Source organism: Gordonia sp. NPDC003425 (genome assembly GCF_053588635.1).
The window spans coordinates 35,178-52,574 of sequence record NZ_JBSFQI010000012.1 but is presented as its reverse complement, the minus strand read 5'-3'; the positions used below and the strand labels follow the sequence as shown (position 1 = coordinate 52,574).

General features: G+C 67.7%; 12 protein-coding genes. 7 read left to right on the top strand and 5 right to left on the bottom strand.

What is annotated here, in order from left to right:
• The gene (locus ACWDTD_RS14775; RefSeq protein ID WP_449747875.1) at positions 1-579 is read right to left on the bottom strand and encodes a GNAT family N-acetyltransferase; all 579 of its coding nucleotides are present in this window, start codon (positions 577-579) and stop codon (positions 1-3) included.
• A gap of 119 nt (positions 580-698) precedes the next feature.
• Between ACWDTD_RS14775 and ACWDTD_RS14770 the strand changes: the two genes are divergently transcribed.
• The 4 genes from ACWDTD_RS14770 to recD are packed head-to-tail and all read left to right on the top strand — an operon-like array spanning position 699 to position 10,012.
• A complete protein-coding gene (locus ACWDTD_RS14770; RefSeq protein WP_449747939.1) occupies positions 699-1,178 on the top strand; it encodes an acyl-CoA thioesterase in 480 nt (159 codons plus the stop codon).
• Positions 1,179-1,215: 37 nt separating this feature from the next.
• Positions 1,216-4,701 (top strand): exodeoxyribonuclease V subunit gamma, encoded by a 3,486-nt coding sequence (gene recC, locus ACWDTD_RS14765; protein WP_449747874.1) that lies wholly within the window; start codon positions 1,216-1,218, stop codon positions 4,699-4,701.
• Entirely contained in the window at positions 4,698-8,093 is a 3,396-nt protein-coding gene (locus tag ACWDTD_RS14760) for a UvrD-helicase domain-containing protein (RefSeq protein ID WP_449747873.1), read from the top strand. Before recC ends, ACWDTD_RS14760 begins: the two co-directional genes overlap by 4 nt.
• Positions 8,090-10,012, top strand: a complete 1,923-nt coding sequence (gene recD / locus ACWDTD_RS14755; protein WP_449747872.1) for an exodeoxyribonuclease V subunit alpha — start codon at positions 8,090-8,092, stop codon at positions 10,010-10,012. Before ACWDTD_RS14760 ends, recD begins: the two co-directional genes overlap by 4 nt.
• Before the next feature lie 18 nt (positions 10,013-10,030).
• Here the strand turns inward: recD and ACWDTD_RS14750 are convergent, their stop codons facing one another.
• A complete protein-coding gene (locus ACWDTD_RS14750) occupies positions 10,031-10,783 on the bottom strand; it encodes a PIG-L family deacetylase (RefSeq protein ID WP_449747871.1) in 753 nt (250 codons plus the stop codon).
• Positions 10,784-10,974: 191 nt separating this feature from the next.
• Between ACWDTD_RS14750 and htpG the strand changes: the two genes are divergently transcribed.
• Positions 10,975-12,978, top strand: a complete 2,004-nt coding sequence (gene htpG / locus ACWDTD_RS14745) for a molecular chaperone HtpG (protein ID WP_449747870.1) — start codon at positions 10,975-10,977, stop codon at positions 12,976-12,978.
• Positions 12,979-13,126: 148 nt separating this feature from the next.
• On the top strand, positions 13,127-14,275 hold the full coding sequence (locus ACWDTD_RS14740) for a hypothetical protein (RefSeq protein ID WP_449747869.1): 1,149 nt from the start codon (positions 13,127-13,129) through the stop codon (positions 14,273-14,275).
• A 14-nt stretch (positions 14,276-14,289) separates the two neighbouring features.
• On the opposite strand, the gene ACWDTD_RS14735 is transcribed toward ACWDTD_RS14740, so the two are convergent.
• Both ACWDTD_RS14735 and ACWDTD_RS14730 read right to left on the bottom strand, forming a co-directional pair.
• Complete coding sequence (locus ACWDTD_RS14735; protein ID WP_449747868.1) at positions 14,290-15,231, bottom strand: N-acetylglucosamine kinase; 942 nt, start codon at positions 15,229-15,231, stop codon at positions 14,290-14,292.
• A gap of 28 nt (positions 15,232-15,259) precedes the next feature.
• Positions 15,260-15,754, bottom strand: a complete 495-nt coding sequence (locus ACWDTD_RS14730) for a hypothetical protein (protein WP_449747867.1) — start codon at positions 15,752-15,754, stop codon at positions 15,260-15,262.
• A 120-nt stretch (positions 15,755-15,874) separates the two neighbouring features.
• Between ACWDTD_RS14730 and ACWDTD_RS14725 the strand changes: the two genes are divergently transcribed.
• Positions 15,875-16,375: a nitroreductase family deazaflavin-dependent oxidoreductase gene (locus ACWDTD_RS14725; RefSeq protein ID WP_449747866.1), complete on the top strand. Its 501-nt coding sequence runs from the start codon at positions 15,875-15,877 to the stop codon at positions 16,373-16,375.
• Here the strand turns inward: ACWDTD_RS14725 and ACWDTD_RS14720 are convergent.
• Positions 16,362-17,189: a crotonase/enoyl-CoA hydratase family protein gene (locus ACWDTD_RS14720; protein WP_449747865.1), complete on the bottom strand. Its 828-nt coding sequence runs from the start codon at positions 17,187-17,189 to the stop codon at positions 16,362-16,364. The two genes, ACWDTD_RS14725 and ACWDTD_RS14720, sit on opposite strands and share 14 nt — an antisense overlap.
• Between the last annotated feature and the right edge of the window lie 208 nt (positions 17,190-17,397).

Genomic DNA, 17,397 nt, shown 5'->3' with positions numbered 1-17,397 from the left:
TCAGGCGGTCAGATCGGCCGGGCGCGACCGCTGCGGATACCACCGCAACGCCACCGAGTTCCAATTGGCCCGGAGCAACTCGTATTCGAGTTCGACGTCGACGCCCCTCATCGCAGTGGCAGGCGAGGACGCGCGCATGTCGAGCTTCTCCATGACGCGACGCGACGCGGTGTTGGCGATCGTGGTACTCGCGAACACACGCTCGGCGTTCAGATCCTCGAAGGCGAGAGTGAGGACGGCCCGCGCTGCCTCGGTGGCCAGACCGCGCCCCCAGGTCTCGCGCCGCAGCCGGTAGCTCAGTTCCATCTCGGGCCGGTGACTGTGACGCGGTGCTCGTAACGCCACCCAGCCCAGAAAGGCCTGGTAGCGCTGGTCGATGGCCACCCACATACCGCCCCGGCCGGTGCGCAGCTCGCTCTGCGCGCGGGGAACCACCCACTCGGCGATCTCGGATAGTGGTGTGGGCTCACCGCCGTTGACGAACCGCATCACCGCCGGGTCGCTGTCGAGATACACAAGATCGTCGACGTCGCGCAGATCCACCGGCCGAAGCCGCATCCGCCGAGTCTCTACGATCACTGATCCCCCATACTTTTCCCGGGTGAGTCTACGTTTCGCTGCCTGCGACCGGGCGTATTCGGCGCCACGCGTGTCGTGTCGGGACCGGGGGATAGGCTGCCACCGTGTCCGATGAGAACGTGCCCGCCGTTTCTGGGTCCGCCGTTTCTGGGTCCGCCGTTTCTGGCCCCACCGAGTCTGGCCCCACCGAGATCTCGGTTCAACTCCGTTGGGCGGACATGGACATCAACGGCCACGTCAACAACGTGCAATACGCCCGGTTGTTCGAGGAGGGCAGGGTGCGGGCGTTCACGCAGTGGTTCGGGGACGGCCGTCGCCTGCCGATTCTGTTGGCCCGCCAGGACATCGAGTTCCGCGCCATGATCGAGACCACCCGGGATCCGGTGCGCGTGCGTGTCGGGGTGAGCCGGCTGGGCACGTCGTCGTTCGTCGTCGCGGCCACGTGTGTCGACTCCGCGGAGCGGACCTGCGCCATCGCGGAGACCACGATGATCTTGGTCGATTCGCAGACGAATCGTCCGACCCCGATCGGCGAGGATCGCCGCACGGTGCTCGAGCGCCACCTCGTGCCGCCCGTTTCCTTCCACCGGCCCGGCTGACCGGCACCCGGCATCGTTTTCGACCGAACGGAGAGATGTGCTGTTCCTGCATCGGGCCGAACGTTCCGACACGCTCGCCGACGCGCTCGCAGATGTGCTGGCCGAGCCGCTCTCCGATCCGATGTGTGCCGAGATCGTCGCCGTTCCCGCGCGTGGCGTGGAACGGTGGTTGCAGCAGCACCTTGCGCGACGCCTCGGGTGCGGTGAGCGGGCCGGGGGAGGGGTGGGCTCGCGTCACGACATGGCCGATGGGATCGCGGCGAACATCGACTTCTCGTCACCGGCGGCATTGACCGACACGGTGGTTGCCGCGGTGCGGGATCGGGCGTCTGGGGCCGAGAGGTCCGCGGCTGGTCCGGGGGGCCGAGCGCATGATCCCTGGGAGGCCGCATCACTGGTCTGGCCATTGCTCGCGGTGATCGACGATCACGTCGACGACCGGCGCCTCGAGATCATCGCGCGCCATATCGGGGCGACGGCGACCGACGACACCGCGGTGTCCCGCAACGAGATGGGCATGCGGACGGGCAGGCGGTATGCCACCGCCCGCCACCTTGCCGACCTCTTCGAGCGATACGGGCGTCAGCGGCCCGCGATGCTGATCGGCTGGGCCGCGGGCGACGACACCGACGGCACCGGCCTCGGCCTACCCGACGACATGGCGTGGCAGCCGTGGCTCTGGCGGACACTGGCCGAAAGGGTCCCGGTGCGCCACCCCGCACTCGACCTCGACACGGTGTGCGCGAGTCTGCGCGATGAACCCGGGGGCGTCGACCTGCCCGAAAGGCTGTCCGTGTTCGGTCCCACCCGAATCACCGAATCCTTCCGCGCCGTCGCCGCAGCGCTTGCGGTACACCGCGACGTGCACCTGTTCGTTCCCCATCCGGGGCCCGCCCTGTGGGGAGCGGTGTCCGCGGCCGGACCCCTCGGTGGTCCTCGGCGTGCCGACCGTCCCGGACCCCGGCTGACACATCCGCTGCTGGCGAGCCTCTCCCGTGACGTGCAGGAGTTGCAGCAACGCGTGGCGCCGATCGTCGACATCGACGTCCACCATCAGGCCGCGGATGGCGGCACCGAACCCGCCACGTTGCTGCAGGCCCTGCAACAGGGTCTGCGCGAGGACAACCTGCGAGGCGGCGTCGCCGACGTCGACTCGTCCTTGGAGATCCACGCCTGTCACGGTCCCGAGCGGCAGGTCGAGGTGCTCCGCGACCGGCTGCTGCATCTGTTCGCCGACGATGAGACGCTCACGCCCCGCGACGTCCTCGTGATGTGCCCGGATGTGGAGACCTTCGCGCCACTCATCCGCGGCGCGTTCGGTCAGCCGGGTCTCGGGCACCCGGCGTTCGATCTGCGGGTGCGTCTCGCCGATCGTGGTCCGCGGCAGATCAACCCGGTTCTCGACGCCGTCGCGTGCGTGGTCGAACTCGCCGCCGGCCGGGTCACCGCCTCCGACGTCGCCGATCTCGCGTCGCGCCCGCCGGTGGCGGCCAGATTCGGATTCGATGACGACGACCTCGAGATGATCCGGGACTGGCTCGCGCACAGCAATGTCCGTTGGGGTCTGGGCCGCGCCGACCGGGCGCGCTTTGGTCTCGGTGGCTTCCCGCAGGGCACGTTCGCCACCGGTCTCGACCGTGTGGCGCTCGGTGCGGTCGCCGAGGAAACCGACGGCGAGTGGCTGGGCACGGCCCTGCCGCTGGCGGGTGTGGAGAGCACCGAGATCGATCTCGTCGGCCGGTTCGCGGAGTTCCTCGACCGCCTCGCCGACATTCTGGAAGCGCTGGGGAAGCAGGCATCGCAGTCGGTGTGGACCGATCGGCTCGTCGGCATTGTCGACCGGCTCACCGCAGCCGAGCGCACCGACGAATGGCAACGGGCGCAGGCTATTCGGCTGATCACCGAGGCACTCGACGATGTCACCGAGGCACTCGACGATGTCACCGAGGCACCTGGCGGCGAGAGCATCGCACTGCGCCTGGCCGACATCCGCGACCTGGTCGCCGGGTTGATCGCGGGACGTCCCACCCGAGCGAACTTCCGGACCGGCGAACTGACCGTGTGCACCATGGTGCCCATGCGGTCGGTGCCCCACCGGGCCATCGTGATTCTCGGATTGGATGCCGACGCCTATCCGCGAGCACAGCGGACCGACGGCGATGACGTCCTGGGGCGGGTTCCGCTGGTCGGCGAACGCAATCCACGCGACGAGGATCGTCAGCTCTTCCTCGATGCCATCGGTGCTGCACGCGATCACCTGCTGGTGTTCTACAGCGGCGCGGACCCGGTGAGTGGCAATCGGATTCCGCCTGCGGTCGTGGTCAGCGAACTGGCCGAGACCGCTGCGGTGCTCTGCGGTGCCGCCGACACGTCGGTCATCGTGACCGATCACACCCTGCACGCTTTCGACCGACGCAATTTCGAACCGGGCGCGGTCGGGACCACCTCCGGACCGTTCAGCTTCGACGCCGAATTGCTCTCCGGGGCAAGAGCTCTGGAATCAGACACGGTGAGCCCGCAGCCGATCGGCCGGGTGCGGGTGTCACGCACCGGCGCCGAGGACATCGACCTGGCCACCCTGACAGCCTTTCTCGTCGGGCCGGTCGAGGGTTTCGTGCGGCAGCGACTCGGTGCCCGCATCCCCGGTGAGGACAGGCAGCATGACGACGAACTCGACGTCGACCTCGACAACCTCGACAAGTGGGAGGTGGGAGACCGATTCCTGCGACGCATGCTCGCCGGCGACGATCTCGCGACGTGCCGGGCCGCCGAACTGCGGCGCGGCAATCTACCGCCGTTCGAGTTCGGCCAGCGCGCCCTGAGGACGATCGCCGACGCCGCAGGCACCGTGTATGACGCGGTGGCCCCGCATCGCGTCGGGGACCCGTCGACGCACGACGTGGTGATCGAGTTGCCCGACGGACGTCGTCTGTCGGGCAGTATTCCCGACGTGTTCGCCGGTCGCGCCGGCCCGACGATCATCGCGGCGAGCTATTCGAGGCTCGCTCCCAAACATCGCCTGCAGGGTTGGCTGAAAGTCCTCGCCCTCAGTGCGGCACACGAGACGCCAGATGAGGTGATCTCGGCGCGGGTGTTCGGGCGCGAAGGTCATGCGGGCGTGGCGCAATCGCTTCTGGTGGCGCCCGCCGACGCGGCATCACTGATCTACGATCTCGTGCGTCTGCGTGATCGCGGACTGTGCACACCGCTCCCGCTGCCGCTGGGGTCCGGCGCCGACTACGCGGCCCGGCGGGCGCGGAGAGCCTCCGACGACACGGCCCTGCACATCGCGCGCCGCACCTTCGAGGGCAGGTTCGGCGATGCGCAGGATCCGTACCACCGGTTGGTCTACGTCGGCGATGTCACCGAGCCGATAACGTTTGACGACATCCTCGCGGTACCCACCCCGGCCAACGGCGACGGAGAGTGGCCGCAACTGCCGTCGGCACCCGGTGAACCGCTCTTCTGCGGTCTGGCCCGGCTGCTCTGGGAACCCCTCCTCGGACACGAGACGCTGTCATGAACGCACAGGGAACGTTCCACCTGGCTGAGGGAGTACCCGCGGGCACCACCGTGCTCGAGGCGAGCGCGGGCACCGGAAAGACGTACGCGATCGTCGGGGTGGCCGCGCGGCACGTCGCCGACGGTGTGCCGATCGGGGATCTGCTGCTGGTCACCTTCAGTCGGTCGGCGACAGCCGAACTGCGCGAACGGATGCGAGATCGGCTCGGCGCATTGGTGGTTGCGCTCGATCCGGCACACTGTGCCGAACCGGACCCCGATCCGCTCGTGGCGTGGTTGCGTTCGGGTAGCAGCGTCGACGTCGGTGTGCGCCGCGAACGACTCATCCGGGCACTATCGGATTTCGACGCATCCACCATCGCCACCACCCACACGTTCTGCAACCGCATGCTCGAGGCGCTGGGCTTCCTCGGAGAACGTGAGATGGTCTACGACATCGTCGAGAACACCGATGATCTCGTCGCGGAGGTTGCCCGCGACCTGTTTCTCGCCGGGTTCGCCGGCGATGCCGACGAGCCCCCGTTCTCATTGAAGGTGGCCACCGAGATCGCCACCGACGCCGTCCGCAACACGGGGTTGGTGTTGTCCCCGGAGCCGGCGACGCCGCGCGGGTCCGATCATCAGCCCACCGTCGCCGACCGACGGGTGCGGTTCTGCCGCAGGGTCCGGGACATCGTGGACACCCGCAAGCGCACCGCCCGCCTGCGCACCTACGACGACCTGCAGACGATCCTGTACCGCATCCTCACCGACCCGATGGTGGGTGAGCGTGCTGCGCAACGTATCCGGTCGGTGTTCCAGTTGGTGCTGGTCGACGAGTTCCAGGACACCGACCCGTTCCAGTGGGAGATCCTGCGTCGCTGCTTTCACGGGCATCGGCGTCTGGTGCTCGTCGGTGATCCCAAGCAATCCATCTACGCCTTCCGCGGTGCCGAGGTGCGCAGCTATCTCGCGGCGGTCCGGTCCGCCGATCAGCGGCTGGCGCTGGACACCAATTGGCGCACCGACGGTGACCTGGTCGACGCGCTCGGCCGTGTGTACGGCGGCGCCAGCCTGGGTGATCCGGCAATCACGGTGCGTCCCGTGTCCGCGGCACGTCCGGGCAGCCGGCTCACCGGTACGCCCGCACTTCGGTTGCGGGCCTTCACCGTCGACGATTTCCCGAACCGCAGCCAGCCATTGCCTGGAGTCGGTGCGGTGCGCGAGCGTGTCATCGACGATGTGGCCGCCGACATCGCCCGCCTGCTCACCTCCGATGCCCGCATCGACGACGGTTCGGGGCCGCGAGCCATACATCCCGGTGACGTCGCGGTGCTGGTCCGCACCAACCCCACGATCGCCCCGCTGCAGCGCGCCCTCGCCGCTCGCGGCATCGCGTCGGTGATCGGTACCGGCACCAGCGTGTTCCGCACCGTCGGCGCGCAGCATTGGCTGTGGGTGTTGCGGGCGGTGGAGCAACCCGCCCGTGCAGACCGCGTGCGTCTGGCCGCGCTGACGCCGCTGATCGGTTGGAGCCCCACCCGACTCGCCGATGCCGGGGACGAGGGTCTCGCGGAGCTGTCCGCGTTCTGCGTCGAACTCGGTCGCGTACTCACCGAGGGCGGCTTCGCTGCGCTCACCCAACGTCTACTCGCCCGGTGCGACGTGGCCCCCCGAGTGCTGGGCACCGTCGACGGCGAGCGCGCCCTCACCGATCTGTTGCAGGTGTCGTCGCTGGCCAACCGGTACGTGGTGGAGACCGACTGCGGGATCTCGGCCCTGACCACCTGGCTGTCCGACCGCATCGACGACGAGTCACGCTGGCACAGTAGGGACGACCAGACCCGGCGCCTGGACCGGGACACCCACGTGGTGCAGATCATGACCGTCCATGCCAGCAAGGGACTCGAGTTTCCCGTGGTGTACGTGCCGTTCGCCTGGGACACCCTCGGCGCCTTCGACCGGGAGACCTTCCGCTACCACGACGACGACGAGACCCGGCATCTCGACGTGGGTGGCAAGGGAACCCCCGGACGTCCCGATCGTTGGGCGAGATCGAAGTCCGACGATGCGGGCGAAGACCTGCGACTGCTCTACGTCGCGCTGACCCGAGCCGCGTCGGCGGTGGTCACCTGGTGGGCGCCATCGCACAACACCGCCCGAGGTCCACTGCACCGGCTTCTGTTCGGGCGCGACCCCGGTCATGCAGGGGCGGTGGCGGAGTCGGCGCCAGTGCCCGACGCCGACACGCTGGGTGCGCGCCTGAACCGGTTGGCCGCGGGATCGGCGTCGATCGCGATCGAACGCGCAGGTCGCGGGGCCTCCTGTATCTGGCAACCCGGTGACGGCGACGGGCCGCGACCGGCGTTGGACGTGGCGCGATTCGACCGCACCATCGATCAGCAGTGGCGACGCACGTCGTACTCGGCGCTCATCGCCGGTGCCGGACACGCCCACCCGGTGGTGGAGACGGGTAGCGAACCCGAAGCCGACCCGGGTGGCCGCGAGGTCCTCGACGACGAACCGGCCGAGGCGCCGCAGCCTCCTGACGAGCCGGGTGGCTCCGTAACCAGCGAGGACGTGCCGGACGCGTCGTTGATGAACGGTATGCCGTTCGGTGCCGCCTTCGGCACCCTGGTGCACGAGGTGCTGGAATACGTCGACACCGCACAACCGGACCGGGCCACCCATGTCGGCGACCTGTGTCGCGTATCGGCGGCGCGACACGCCGCCGACGTGGATGTCGACCGCCTGGCCACCGCGCTCATCGGGGTACTGACCACGCCCATCGGTTTCGGCGACCTCTGGGGGGTGAAGCCCCGAAACAGGCTGGCCGAGCTGGAATTCGAGCTTCCACTCGGTGCCGCCGGGCACGCCGGGCGGGTCGCCACCCTCACCGACATCGCCGCTGTGATGGATACCCACCTCACTGCCGACGATCGACTCCGCGACTATGCCGCGGTTCTCGCCGACCTTCCCTCACGCACGTTGCGCGGCTATCTGACCGGCAGCATCGACTCGGTGCTGCGTACGTCCGACGGCCGATTCGTGATCGTCGACTACAAGACGAATCGACTGCGTCCCGGACCGCTGCGCGCCACCGACTTCTCGCCCGCGGCGATGGCCGAGGAGATGATCCGCTCCCATTATCCGTTGCAGGCGTTGCTGTATTCGGTTGCCCTGCATCGTTATCTGCGATGGCGGCAACCCGGATACCGGCCCGACAGGCACCTTGGCCCGGTTCAATACCACTTCGTGCGGGCGATGATCGGGCCGTCGACACCACCCGGCTGTGGTGTGTTCGAGTGGCGGATTCCCCCGGAGCTGGTCGTGGCGCTCTCGGATCTGCTCGCCGGTGTGGCATCCGGCGCGCCGGTTGATTCCGGTGAACCGATGACGGAGGTTTCGCCATGAGCGTCGACACGACGTCCACCCCCACGCCCGGCAACGGCAATGCTGAGGGGGTGCGGTCGCACAACGATGCGCAGCGGGTTCGGCGCGCACCGGCTGTGCTCGACGACCTCAACGCGCTCGGTGTTCTCGCCGCCGCCGACGTGCATGTGACGCAGCGACTCGTCACCATGTGCGGCGCGCCGGTGGGTGATGCCGCATTGGCGGCCACCGCGCTCGCGGTCCGCGCGGTGCGCCTCGGCTCCACGTGCCTGGCGCTGGGGACAGTCTCCGACGTCGCCGCGGCCGCCACCCCCGGACCGGTACGGCTACCGTCGGCGGCCGATATCGTCGCCGAACTGCGGGACTGTCCGCTGGTCATCGGGGCACCGGGCGCGCCGCTTCGACCGTTGGTGCTGATGGAATCCGACGACGGTCCACTGCTCTACCTGCAGAAGTACTTCCGGCAGGAGCAGGCCATCCGCACCGCCCTGTCGCGGCGAGCGGAGCGAGCACCCATCGTCGACGACGACCGGCTCGACGCCGCCATCGCGGAGGTGTTCGTCGGTGGCGACGTGGCCCCCCGCCAGCGGGTGGCCGCCCGGCTCGCGGCGATCCGGTGGACCTCGATCCTCGCCGGAGGTCCCGGAACCGGCAAAACCTACACCGTCGCAAGGATTCTCGCGGTGCTCGATCTGCTCGCCGGAGGCCGAACACGCATCGGGATGTGCGCGCCCACCGGCCGGGCGGCCGCCCAGCTGCAGGCGTCCGTCGACAACGATGGGTCGCTGCCCGGCACGGTGCACGCGGTCACCGTGCACAGCCTGCTCGGGTGGCGTCCCGGATCGACGCCGCTCTACGGACGAGGCAACAAGCTGCCGCACGATGTGGTTGTCGTGGATGAGACGTCGATGCTGTCGATGACGGCGATGAGCCGGCTTCTCGATGCCATCCGCGATGATGCGCGTCTCATCCTGGTGGGCGATCCCCACCAGCTGGCGTCCGTCGAGGCCGGCGCCGTGCTCGCGGATCTGGTGGAACGCGATCCGGCGCAGATCCCGGCCGTCGGCGGGATCGAGCCGGCCATCGCAGCACTCGCCGGCGACGCGGGCCTCACCGACGACGAACGACTGCGGCTGCGCGACGGTGTGGTGACGCTGCGCCACGGGTTTCGGTTCGGCAGTCAGATCGCGCGGGTCGCCGACGCCGTGAACGCCGGCGATGCCGACACGGTGCTCGACCTGGTGACGTCCCCGACGCTGCACGACGTGAAGCTGATCGCGCCGGATTCCTTGGGCGCGGTACACGACGACATCGTTGCGTGGGGCCGGCGGTTGCATGCGGCCGCTGTCGACGGGGATGTGCACGGCGCACTCGGCGCACTCGACGCCCACCGGGTGCTGTGCGCCCACCGCGACGGTTCCTGGGGGGTACGCGGGTGGCAGTCACGCATCGCGGACTGGCTGTCGGCGCTGCCCGGTCATCCGCGGATTCTGCTCGATGCCGCCACCTCGATACCCGGGCAACCGATCCTGGTGACCGCCAACGACCGGCAGACCGCCACGTTCAACGGCGATTGCGGGGTGGTCATCGCGCTGCCCGCGGGGTCGGGCACGGCCGGGTCGGCGAGCCCCACCGCTGTCGCCTTCAGGCGTGGCAGTGAGGAACGACTGATCGCTCCGGCACGCCTGGCCGACACGATGCCCGCCTATGCGATGACCATTCATCGCAGCCAGGGAAGCCAGTTCGACACCGTCACCGTGGTGCTCCCGCCGGGCGGATCGGAACTGCTCACCCGGGAATTGCTGTACACCGCGATCACCCGCGCCCGCACGCGGGTGCGGATCGTCGGCACCCCCGAGGTGCTGCGTGAGGCGGTGCAGCGGCGGGTGCACCGGGCCAGCGGCCTGCGTTCGGTGATCCGGCCGCTCGGCACGTCCTAGAGTCCTACCCGGGTCGTCCTAGAGTTCACACCCGCCGCGAACGAGGTCGCGCCGCAAGTAGTACTCGGTGCCCAGCAATCGGTCACGTCGTTCCTGGGGCAGTGACATCAGTTTGGAGATCATGTAGCTGCGTTCCACCTCGGAGCGATGCGACGAGATGGCCGCCGCCTTCTGCTTCACCCACGCCGAGACATCGAGCTCGAGGTCGATGGCCGACGCCGGGGTGCCGGGGAGGGCGTATCGCGAGATGGTGGGGAAGAAGTCGTCGACCACCTCTTCGATCATCCATTCGGCGATCGTCGCCATGTACACCGACCGCACCCGCCACGCCGGCCCGGTGCTGCGATGCAGCATGGGCACGGCGGCCGCGTCGGCTGCGACACACGCCAGCCGGCTCGCATGCACGTGGTCGCGGTGGCCGTAGATGCCGACCGGGTCGTAGGTGATGATGATCTCGGGGCGCAACTTGCGGATGTGGCCGACGAGCGTGCGGACCTGTCCGTCGAAGGGCACGTCGCAGAACCGTGGCCGGCCGGGCGCCGACTCCGGCACACCGTCGTCGGCGAACCCGAGCATGATCGGCTCGGTGGTGACGCCGAGTTCGGCCAGCGCGTTGCGAAGTTCGCCGTGCCGCGATGTGCCTGGTGCCCATGTCGCGGTGACGACGGTGACTTCGCCGCCATGCTCGACGTTCCGCGCGATGGCACCGCCCGTCCACAACGACTCGTCGTCGGGATGGGCGTGTACACACATGATCCGAGGCGCCGACATCCTCATGCTTCCGTAGCGGTCAAGAGCACAGGTGTATCCGGCATTCGCATCGGTGAAACCCGGACACCCAGTTTCAGGGTACTGCGTGCCATCTCGGTAGAATCGCGCGAGCGTTCTGCGGCGCCGGGCACGGTCGTCCGCGGCACGTGGATCATGTGGACGCCACGTACGGCACGTCGGAGGTCGAAGAGATGAGCACCAACACTGAAACCCGTGAATTCCAGGCCGAAACCCGGCAACTGCTGGACCTCCTGGTGCATTCGGTGTATTCGGACAAGGACAGTTTTCTGCGGGAACTGATCTCGAATGCCTCCGACGCACTCGACAAGCTGCGGCTGGAGTCGCTCGTCGACAAGGATCTCGACGTCGACACCTCCGATCTGCACATCACCCTCGAACCCGACGCCGGTGAGGGAGATGCGCCGCAGCGCACGTTGACCGTGCGCGACAACGGCATCGGCATGTCACACGACGATGTGGTCGACCTGATCGGCACCTTGGCGCGGTCGGGTACCGCCGAACTGCGCGCCAAGCTCGCCCAGGCGACCGACGCGACGAGCACCGAGGAACTGATCGGCCAGTTCGGGATCGGGTTCTACTCCACGTTCATGGTTGCCGACAAGGTCGTTCTGGTGACGCGTAAGGCGGGCGAACAGACCGGCACCCGATGGGAGTCCACCGGCGACGGCACCTACACCATCACCGAGGTGGCCGATGCGCCCCAGGGCACCGCGGTCACCCTGTACCTCAAACCGGTCGACACCGAGAACCACCTGTACGACTACACCGACACCACCAAGCTGCGTGCCCTGGTCAAGCGGTATTCCGACTTCATCGGCTGGCCCATCCGGATGGATGTGGAGAAGACCACCACCGCCGAGCCCGAGAACGAGGGCGAGGAACCCCAAACCACCACCACGGTCGAGACCGAGACCATCAACTCCATGAAGGCACTGTGGGCACGATCGCGTGATGATGTGTCCGACGAGGAGTACAAGGAGTTCTACCGGCACGTCGCCCACGCCTGGGATGATCCGCTCGAAATCATCACGCTCAAGGCCGAGGGCACCTTCGAATACCAAGCGCTGCTGTTCATTCCATCTCAGGCGCCGTTCGATCTGTTCATGCGGGAGCGGGTCGGTGGGGTGCAGCTCTACGTCAAGCGCGTCTTCATCATGGACGACTGTGAGGAGCTCATCCCCGAGTACCTGCGCTTCGTCAAGGGTGTGGTCGACGCCGCGGATCTGTCCCTCAACGTGTCGCGCGAGATCTTGCAGCAGGACCGCCAGATCCGAGCCATCCGACGTCGCCTGACCAAGAAGGTCATCTCGACCATCAGCGAGATGCGGGCATCTCGCGCCGAGGACTACCGCACGTTCTGGCAGAACTTCGGTCGCGTGTTCAAGGAGGGTCTGGTCAACGACTTCGACAACCGTGATGCGGTTATCAAGGCGTCGGCATTCGAATCAAGCTACGGCTCCGACGATCTGGTGTCTGTCGCCGACTACGTCGGACGCATGCGAGACGGTCAGAAGGCGATCTACTACCTCACCGGAGAGTCGCGTCAGCAGATCGAGAACTCGCCCCACATGGAGGCATTCAGGGCGAAGAACATCGAGGTGCTGTTCCTCAGCGACCCGGTGGACGAGATGTGGGTCAGTGGTGGCATCGAGTTCGAGGGCACACCGTTCCAGTCGATCGCCAAGGGTGAGGTGGACCTCGACAACCTCGACGGTGACGACGAGGAGAAGGACACCGCCGACGAGCGCGGCGACGACTTTGCCGGGTTGCTGGGCTGGCTGGGCGAGACACTGGGCTCCGACGTCAGCGAAGCGCGTCTGTCGCATCGCCTCACCGAATCGCCGGCATGTCTGGTGGGAGACACCTACTCGATGTCGCCGCAACTCGAACGCCTCTACCGCGCGTCGGGCCAAGACGTGCCCAAGAGCAAGCGCGTGCTCGAACTCAACGCCGACCACCCCCTCGTCGCGGGGTTGAACACCGCGTTCTCCGCGTCGGACGATCACCACGCGCTCGAGGCGACCGCCAAACTGATCTACGGCATGGCGCTCATCGCCGAGGGCGGCGAACTCGAGGATCCCGCCGAGTTCGCGCGGCTGCTGGCCGCCACCCTGACGGAGAGCGTCGGACACGACGTTCCCGCATCCCCGGAGTCGGCGACCGACGGGGCGTAACCAGACTCCCCATCACGCGGGTTGTCATCTGCTCGAATAGTTTTGGACCCGTGGACGGGCCCGGGGCGGAATGCTGTCTCAACGTCCGTTAAGGTTGGGCGATCCTGCGACCCGGGGGGTCGCGATGACCGCGAAGAGGTGGAGTCCGTTGAGTTACCCGAATACGCCGGGTGAGCCCTACCAGCCGACCCAGGTGGCGCCGACCGCCGGTCAGTACGGAGTACCTGTCCAGGCTCCGTACGGACAGGGCCATCCGCACGCCGGGCAGGCGCCCTACCCCGGATACGGGCAACAACCTCAGGCCGCCTGGGGACCCGGCGGTGGGGCACCGCCCACCCCGCCGAAGAAGAGCAACCGCGCACTGTTCCTGTGGTTGACCGGCGGCGCACTGGTTCTCGTCGTGTTGCTGGTGATCGCGCTGGTCGTCGTCCTCACCCGCGACAAGGGACCGGGCTCGTCGCCGAACGGGGCGGTCCAGACCTACCTCGACGGTCTCGCCAACTCAGACGCCAAGAAGGTTCTCGGGGTGGTGCGCACACCGCCGTCGGAGAAGCTGCTCACCGACGACATCCTGCGCAAGCAGCAGGAGATCGCCAAGATCACGGCCATCACGGTGAGCGAGCCCACCAACAACTTCGGTTCGAGCGCCACCGTGAAGGCCACCTACAAGTTCGGCGACCGCAACGCCGACGTCGACTACCGCCTGACCAAGTCCGACGGCAAGTGGACCGTGGACAACGGCGTGCTGTCGGTCGACGTCAGCAACATCAAGGTGCCCAAGCTGACCCTGTTCGGGGTGGACATCAGCAACGACACCAAGGTCTACGTGTTTCCCGGACCGCTGCTGTGGGGATCGGGCAACCCGAACTTCACCGCGACCACCGACGACGACAAAGAGTTTCCGCTCGGTGGCGACTACTACGTGTCGTCATCGGTGAAGGCCGACCTGAGTACGCAGGGCAAATCGGCGGTCAACAAGGCCGTCGACGCGTACCTCGCCAATTGCGCCACCTCGACCAGCGATGACGCCTCCACCGACCGGCCCGGCTGCGGACAGGATCTCTACCGCACTGCGGTGCCGGGCAGCGTCCGATGGACCAAGCCCACCGATCTCTCCGACCTGCGCTACAGCATCGGGTACGACGATCCCAACAAGGTCGACGTCCTCGGTCAGGTGAACTGGTCGGCGACCTACGCCTCGCCCTCGTCGGGTCCGAGCGTCGCCACCGATTCCGATTTCATGAACGGTTCGGTGGATCTGTCACAGAACCCGCCGACCTACACGCCCGACCGCTGAGCGTACGCCCGGGATCAGGTGGCCGCGGAGACCTGATCCCACAGCGGATGATCGCGCGGTAGATCGAGCAGTCGATTCACCCCGTCGAGTGAGGAACCCCGCGGTGGCCCCACCTCCACGCCGGGGCCCAATGAGTGCACGCCGCTGATGAATTCGGCGCGAAGCAGAGAATTGTTGGTCAGCACCGCACCCATCCAGCTGATCCTTGCGGGTTCACCCGGCTGTCGTCCGCTGCGATCGAGAGCGGCCCGCACCGCAGTGGTCAGTTCGGTGGCCGCAGCGCGGATGATCGTGACCGCGACGTCGTCGCCATCCTGCGCGAGCCGGCCGACGGTGCGGGCGAACCCCGCGATACGGCGCACCCGGCCGGCATCGGCCTGCAGTTTCATATAGATCTCGGGGAGCGACCCGAATTCGGCGACGGCGGCCTCGCACAGTCCGGTGGCCTGGCCGCGTCCGTCGAACGCGCGCAACGCTGCGTCGATCCCGGCCCTCCCCATCCAATACGCGCTGCCCGCATCGCCGACGATGTGTCCCCAGCCATCGACACGGGCCGTGCCCGCCGGACCCACGCCGAGCGTGACCACCCCGGTGCCGACGGCAGCCGTCACACCGAATGCGAGTCCGTTGGCGCCGAGGTAGGCCGACACCGAGTCGTGTGCGAGTCGGACCTCGCTCACGCCCATCGTGGCGGTCATGCGGAGCAGGTCGCCGGGGCGACTGTGTTCCGGTGTCAACCCCGAGACCCCGGCCGCGAGCACCGTCGTGGTGTCCGGGTGGTCGGCGAGGGCGGCGCGCGCGACATCGGCGATCTGTTCGACCACCGGATGATCGGTGCGCACCGGGGCGGCTTCGTGCTCGGTGATGTGGCCGTCGATGATGAGGCGAACACGGGTACCCGTTTGCCCGCCGTCGATGATCAGACGGCGGCCCGTGGGTGCATCGGGTGCGGACATGTGGCCTCCTGGCCACGAAACTACCCGTTCAGGCGACCGAGTCGACGCTGTTCGGCAGGGTGATCAGGTCGATGTCGTTGGCGCGGTGGATCGGGTGTAGCCGGGTGCCGTGGCGCGCGCCGGCCTCCTCGATGAGTTGGGCCCAGCACAGGTCGCGTGAGGTGACGCCGTCGGATCCGGGCCGGGTGAGCAGGATCGCCACCGAGCACCGCGAGCCGGTTCGGGTGATCTCGTGCAGCGCGGCCATGAGGCGATCCACACCGACCGGATCGGGCAGGGTCGGCAGGGTGAAGCAGGAGAGCGGGGGCACCAGTCGGTCGTCGTCGACGACACCGAACCAGAGCCGCGGTTCGTCGAAACCGAGGGGGCCCATCAGTGCACGCCAGCGTTGCCGGAGTTCGCCGGTCGACCTGAACGGAAGGGTGGCGGTGTCGATGTGCGGTGGTAGTGAATCCTCGGTTGGGTTTCGCTGTGCGGCAGCATGGTTGACGGGTTGACCGGTGGCGATGTGGTGGTGTGTCATGTACCGATGATCGGGGTCGGCGGGCAGCACGGCAGATGAGTGTCCACAACAACACCCGATTGTGGACCGGGGAGTTGACGGCCAGGTCATCGGCGTTGTGATCATGCCAGACTGGCAGTCATGGGTATCCTCACACCACTGGCGGTCAGGATCGGATCGATCTCCTGGATGCCCCGGTTTCTGTCGCAGATTGTCCAGTGCGACAGAGCAATTCAATTCGTGACCGGTCAGCGGATCGGCCTGCTCGACATCGCGGGACTGCCCCATATCACCCTCGCGGTGCCCGGTCGGCGCAGCGGTGTGATGCGCCGGACGCAACTGCTGGCGGTTCCCACCGACACGGGTTGGCTGATCGCGGGTTCGTACTTCGGTGGCCCCACAACACCGCAATGGGTGTTCAATCTGCGGGCGGCCGCCACCGCCGAGGTGCACGACCACGGCCGAACCGTCGGCGTACAGGTTGTCGAACTCGACGGCGACCAGAGATCGGCCGCCTGGCAGACGCTGCGGTCGGTGTGGCCCAACTTCGACCTCTACGAACAGCGCACCGACCGAGCCATTCCGGTTTTCGCCCTGACCATTCGCCAGCCGTCGGTGCGGTCGCCGCTCACGCCCCGGTGAACTTGGGCTGCCGCTTCTCGAACGCCGCGGTGATGGCCTCGGTGAGGTCGTGACTGGGCAGGAACGCCGCATTCCATGCGGCCACGAATCGCAGGTTGTCGTGCACGGCCGCCGTGCGGGTGTGATCGAGGACCGACTTGACCCCCTGCACGACCAGCGGGGGATTGGCGGCGATCGCGGCCGCGGTGTCCCGGGCGGCGGTGAGAGCGTCCTCGGGTGAATCCAGCACGTCGTTGACCAGTCCGATCTTTTCGGCGCGCGCGGCGTCGATGTCCTTGCCGGTCAGCGCGAGTTCACGCAGGTGGCCGTCGCCGATGATCGCGGGCAGCCGCGCGAGGCTGCCCATGTCTGCGACGATCGCGACACGCGCTTCGCGCACACTGAACTTCGCGTCGGAACTCGCGTAGCGGATGTCCGCTGCCGCGATCAGGTCCACTCCGCCGCCGATGCACCACCCGCTGATTGCCGCGACGACCGGCTTGCGGCAGTCGGCGACGGCGTTGGGACCGCTCTGCATTCGGGTGATGGTGTTGAGCAGCGCGGTGCGTGGCTTGGCCTTCGCGTTGTCGGCGAGTGCGGGCGCGAGCTCGCCGGCCATCGCGGGAAGGTCCAGGCCGTAGGAGAAGTTCTTCCCCGAACCCCGCAGGACGACGGCACGGACGTCGTCGTCGGCGTCGAGTCCGCGGAACAATTCGGGAAGTTCGTCCCAGAAATCGGGGCCCATCGCATTGCCCTTGCCGGGCCCGGTGAGCATCACCTCGGCGACACCGTCGGACACCGAGACCTCGAACGCCTTCCACTGTTGCTCACTCATGTCTGTTCACGTTACCCGTCGGAGCCAACCGCCGGTTGGGTCCATCCACCCTGCTGGTTGAGCCGTCCACCCCGCTGGTTGAGCGTTCACTCGCTGGTTGAGCTTGTCGAAACCACCCCGCTGGTTGAGCGTTCACTCGCTGGTTGAGCTTGTCGAAACCACCCCGCTGGTTGAGCGTTCACTCGCTGGTTGAGCTTGTCGAAACCAC

Excerpts from the sequence above, each read along its gene's own strand:
- ACWDTD_RS14720 (WP_449747865.1), bottom strand. The coding sequence starts at position 17,189 with ATGAGTGAGCAACAGTGGAAGGCGTTCGAGGTCTCGGTGTCCGACGGT.
- ACWDTD_RS14730 (WP_449747867.1), bottom strand. The coding sequence starts at position 15,754 with ATGACACACCACCACATCGCCACCGGTCAACCCGTCAACCATGCTGCC.
- ACWDTD_RS14750 (WP_449747871.1), bottom strand. The coding sequence starts at position 10,783 with ATGTCGGCGCCTCGGATCATGTGTGTACACGCCCATCCCGACGACGAG.
- ACWDTD_RS14760 (WP_449747873.1), top strand. The coding sequence starts at position 4,698 with ATGAACGCACAGGGAACGTTCCACCTGGCTGAGGGAGTACCCGCGGGC.
- ACWDTD_RS14735 (WP_449747868.1), bottom strand. The coding sequence starts at position 15,231 with ATGTCCGCACCCGATGCACCCACGGGCCGCCGTCTGATCATCGACGGC.
- ACWDTD_RS14725 (WP_449747866.1), top strand. The coding sequence starts at position 15,875 with ATGGGTATCCTCACACCACTGGCGGTCAGGATCGGATCGATCTCCTGG.
- htpG (WP_449747870.1), top strand. The coding sequence starts at position 10,975 with ATGAGCACCAACACTGAAACCCGTGAATTCCAGGCCGAAACCCGGCAA.
- recD (WP_449747872.1), top strand. The coding sequence starts at position 8,090 with ATGAGCGTCGACACGACGTCCACCCCCACGCCCGGCAACGGCAATGCT.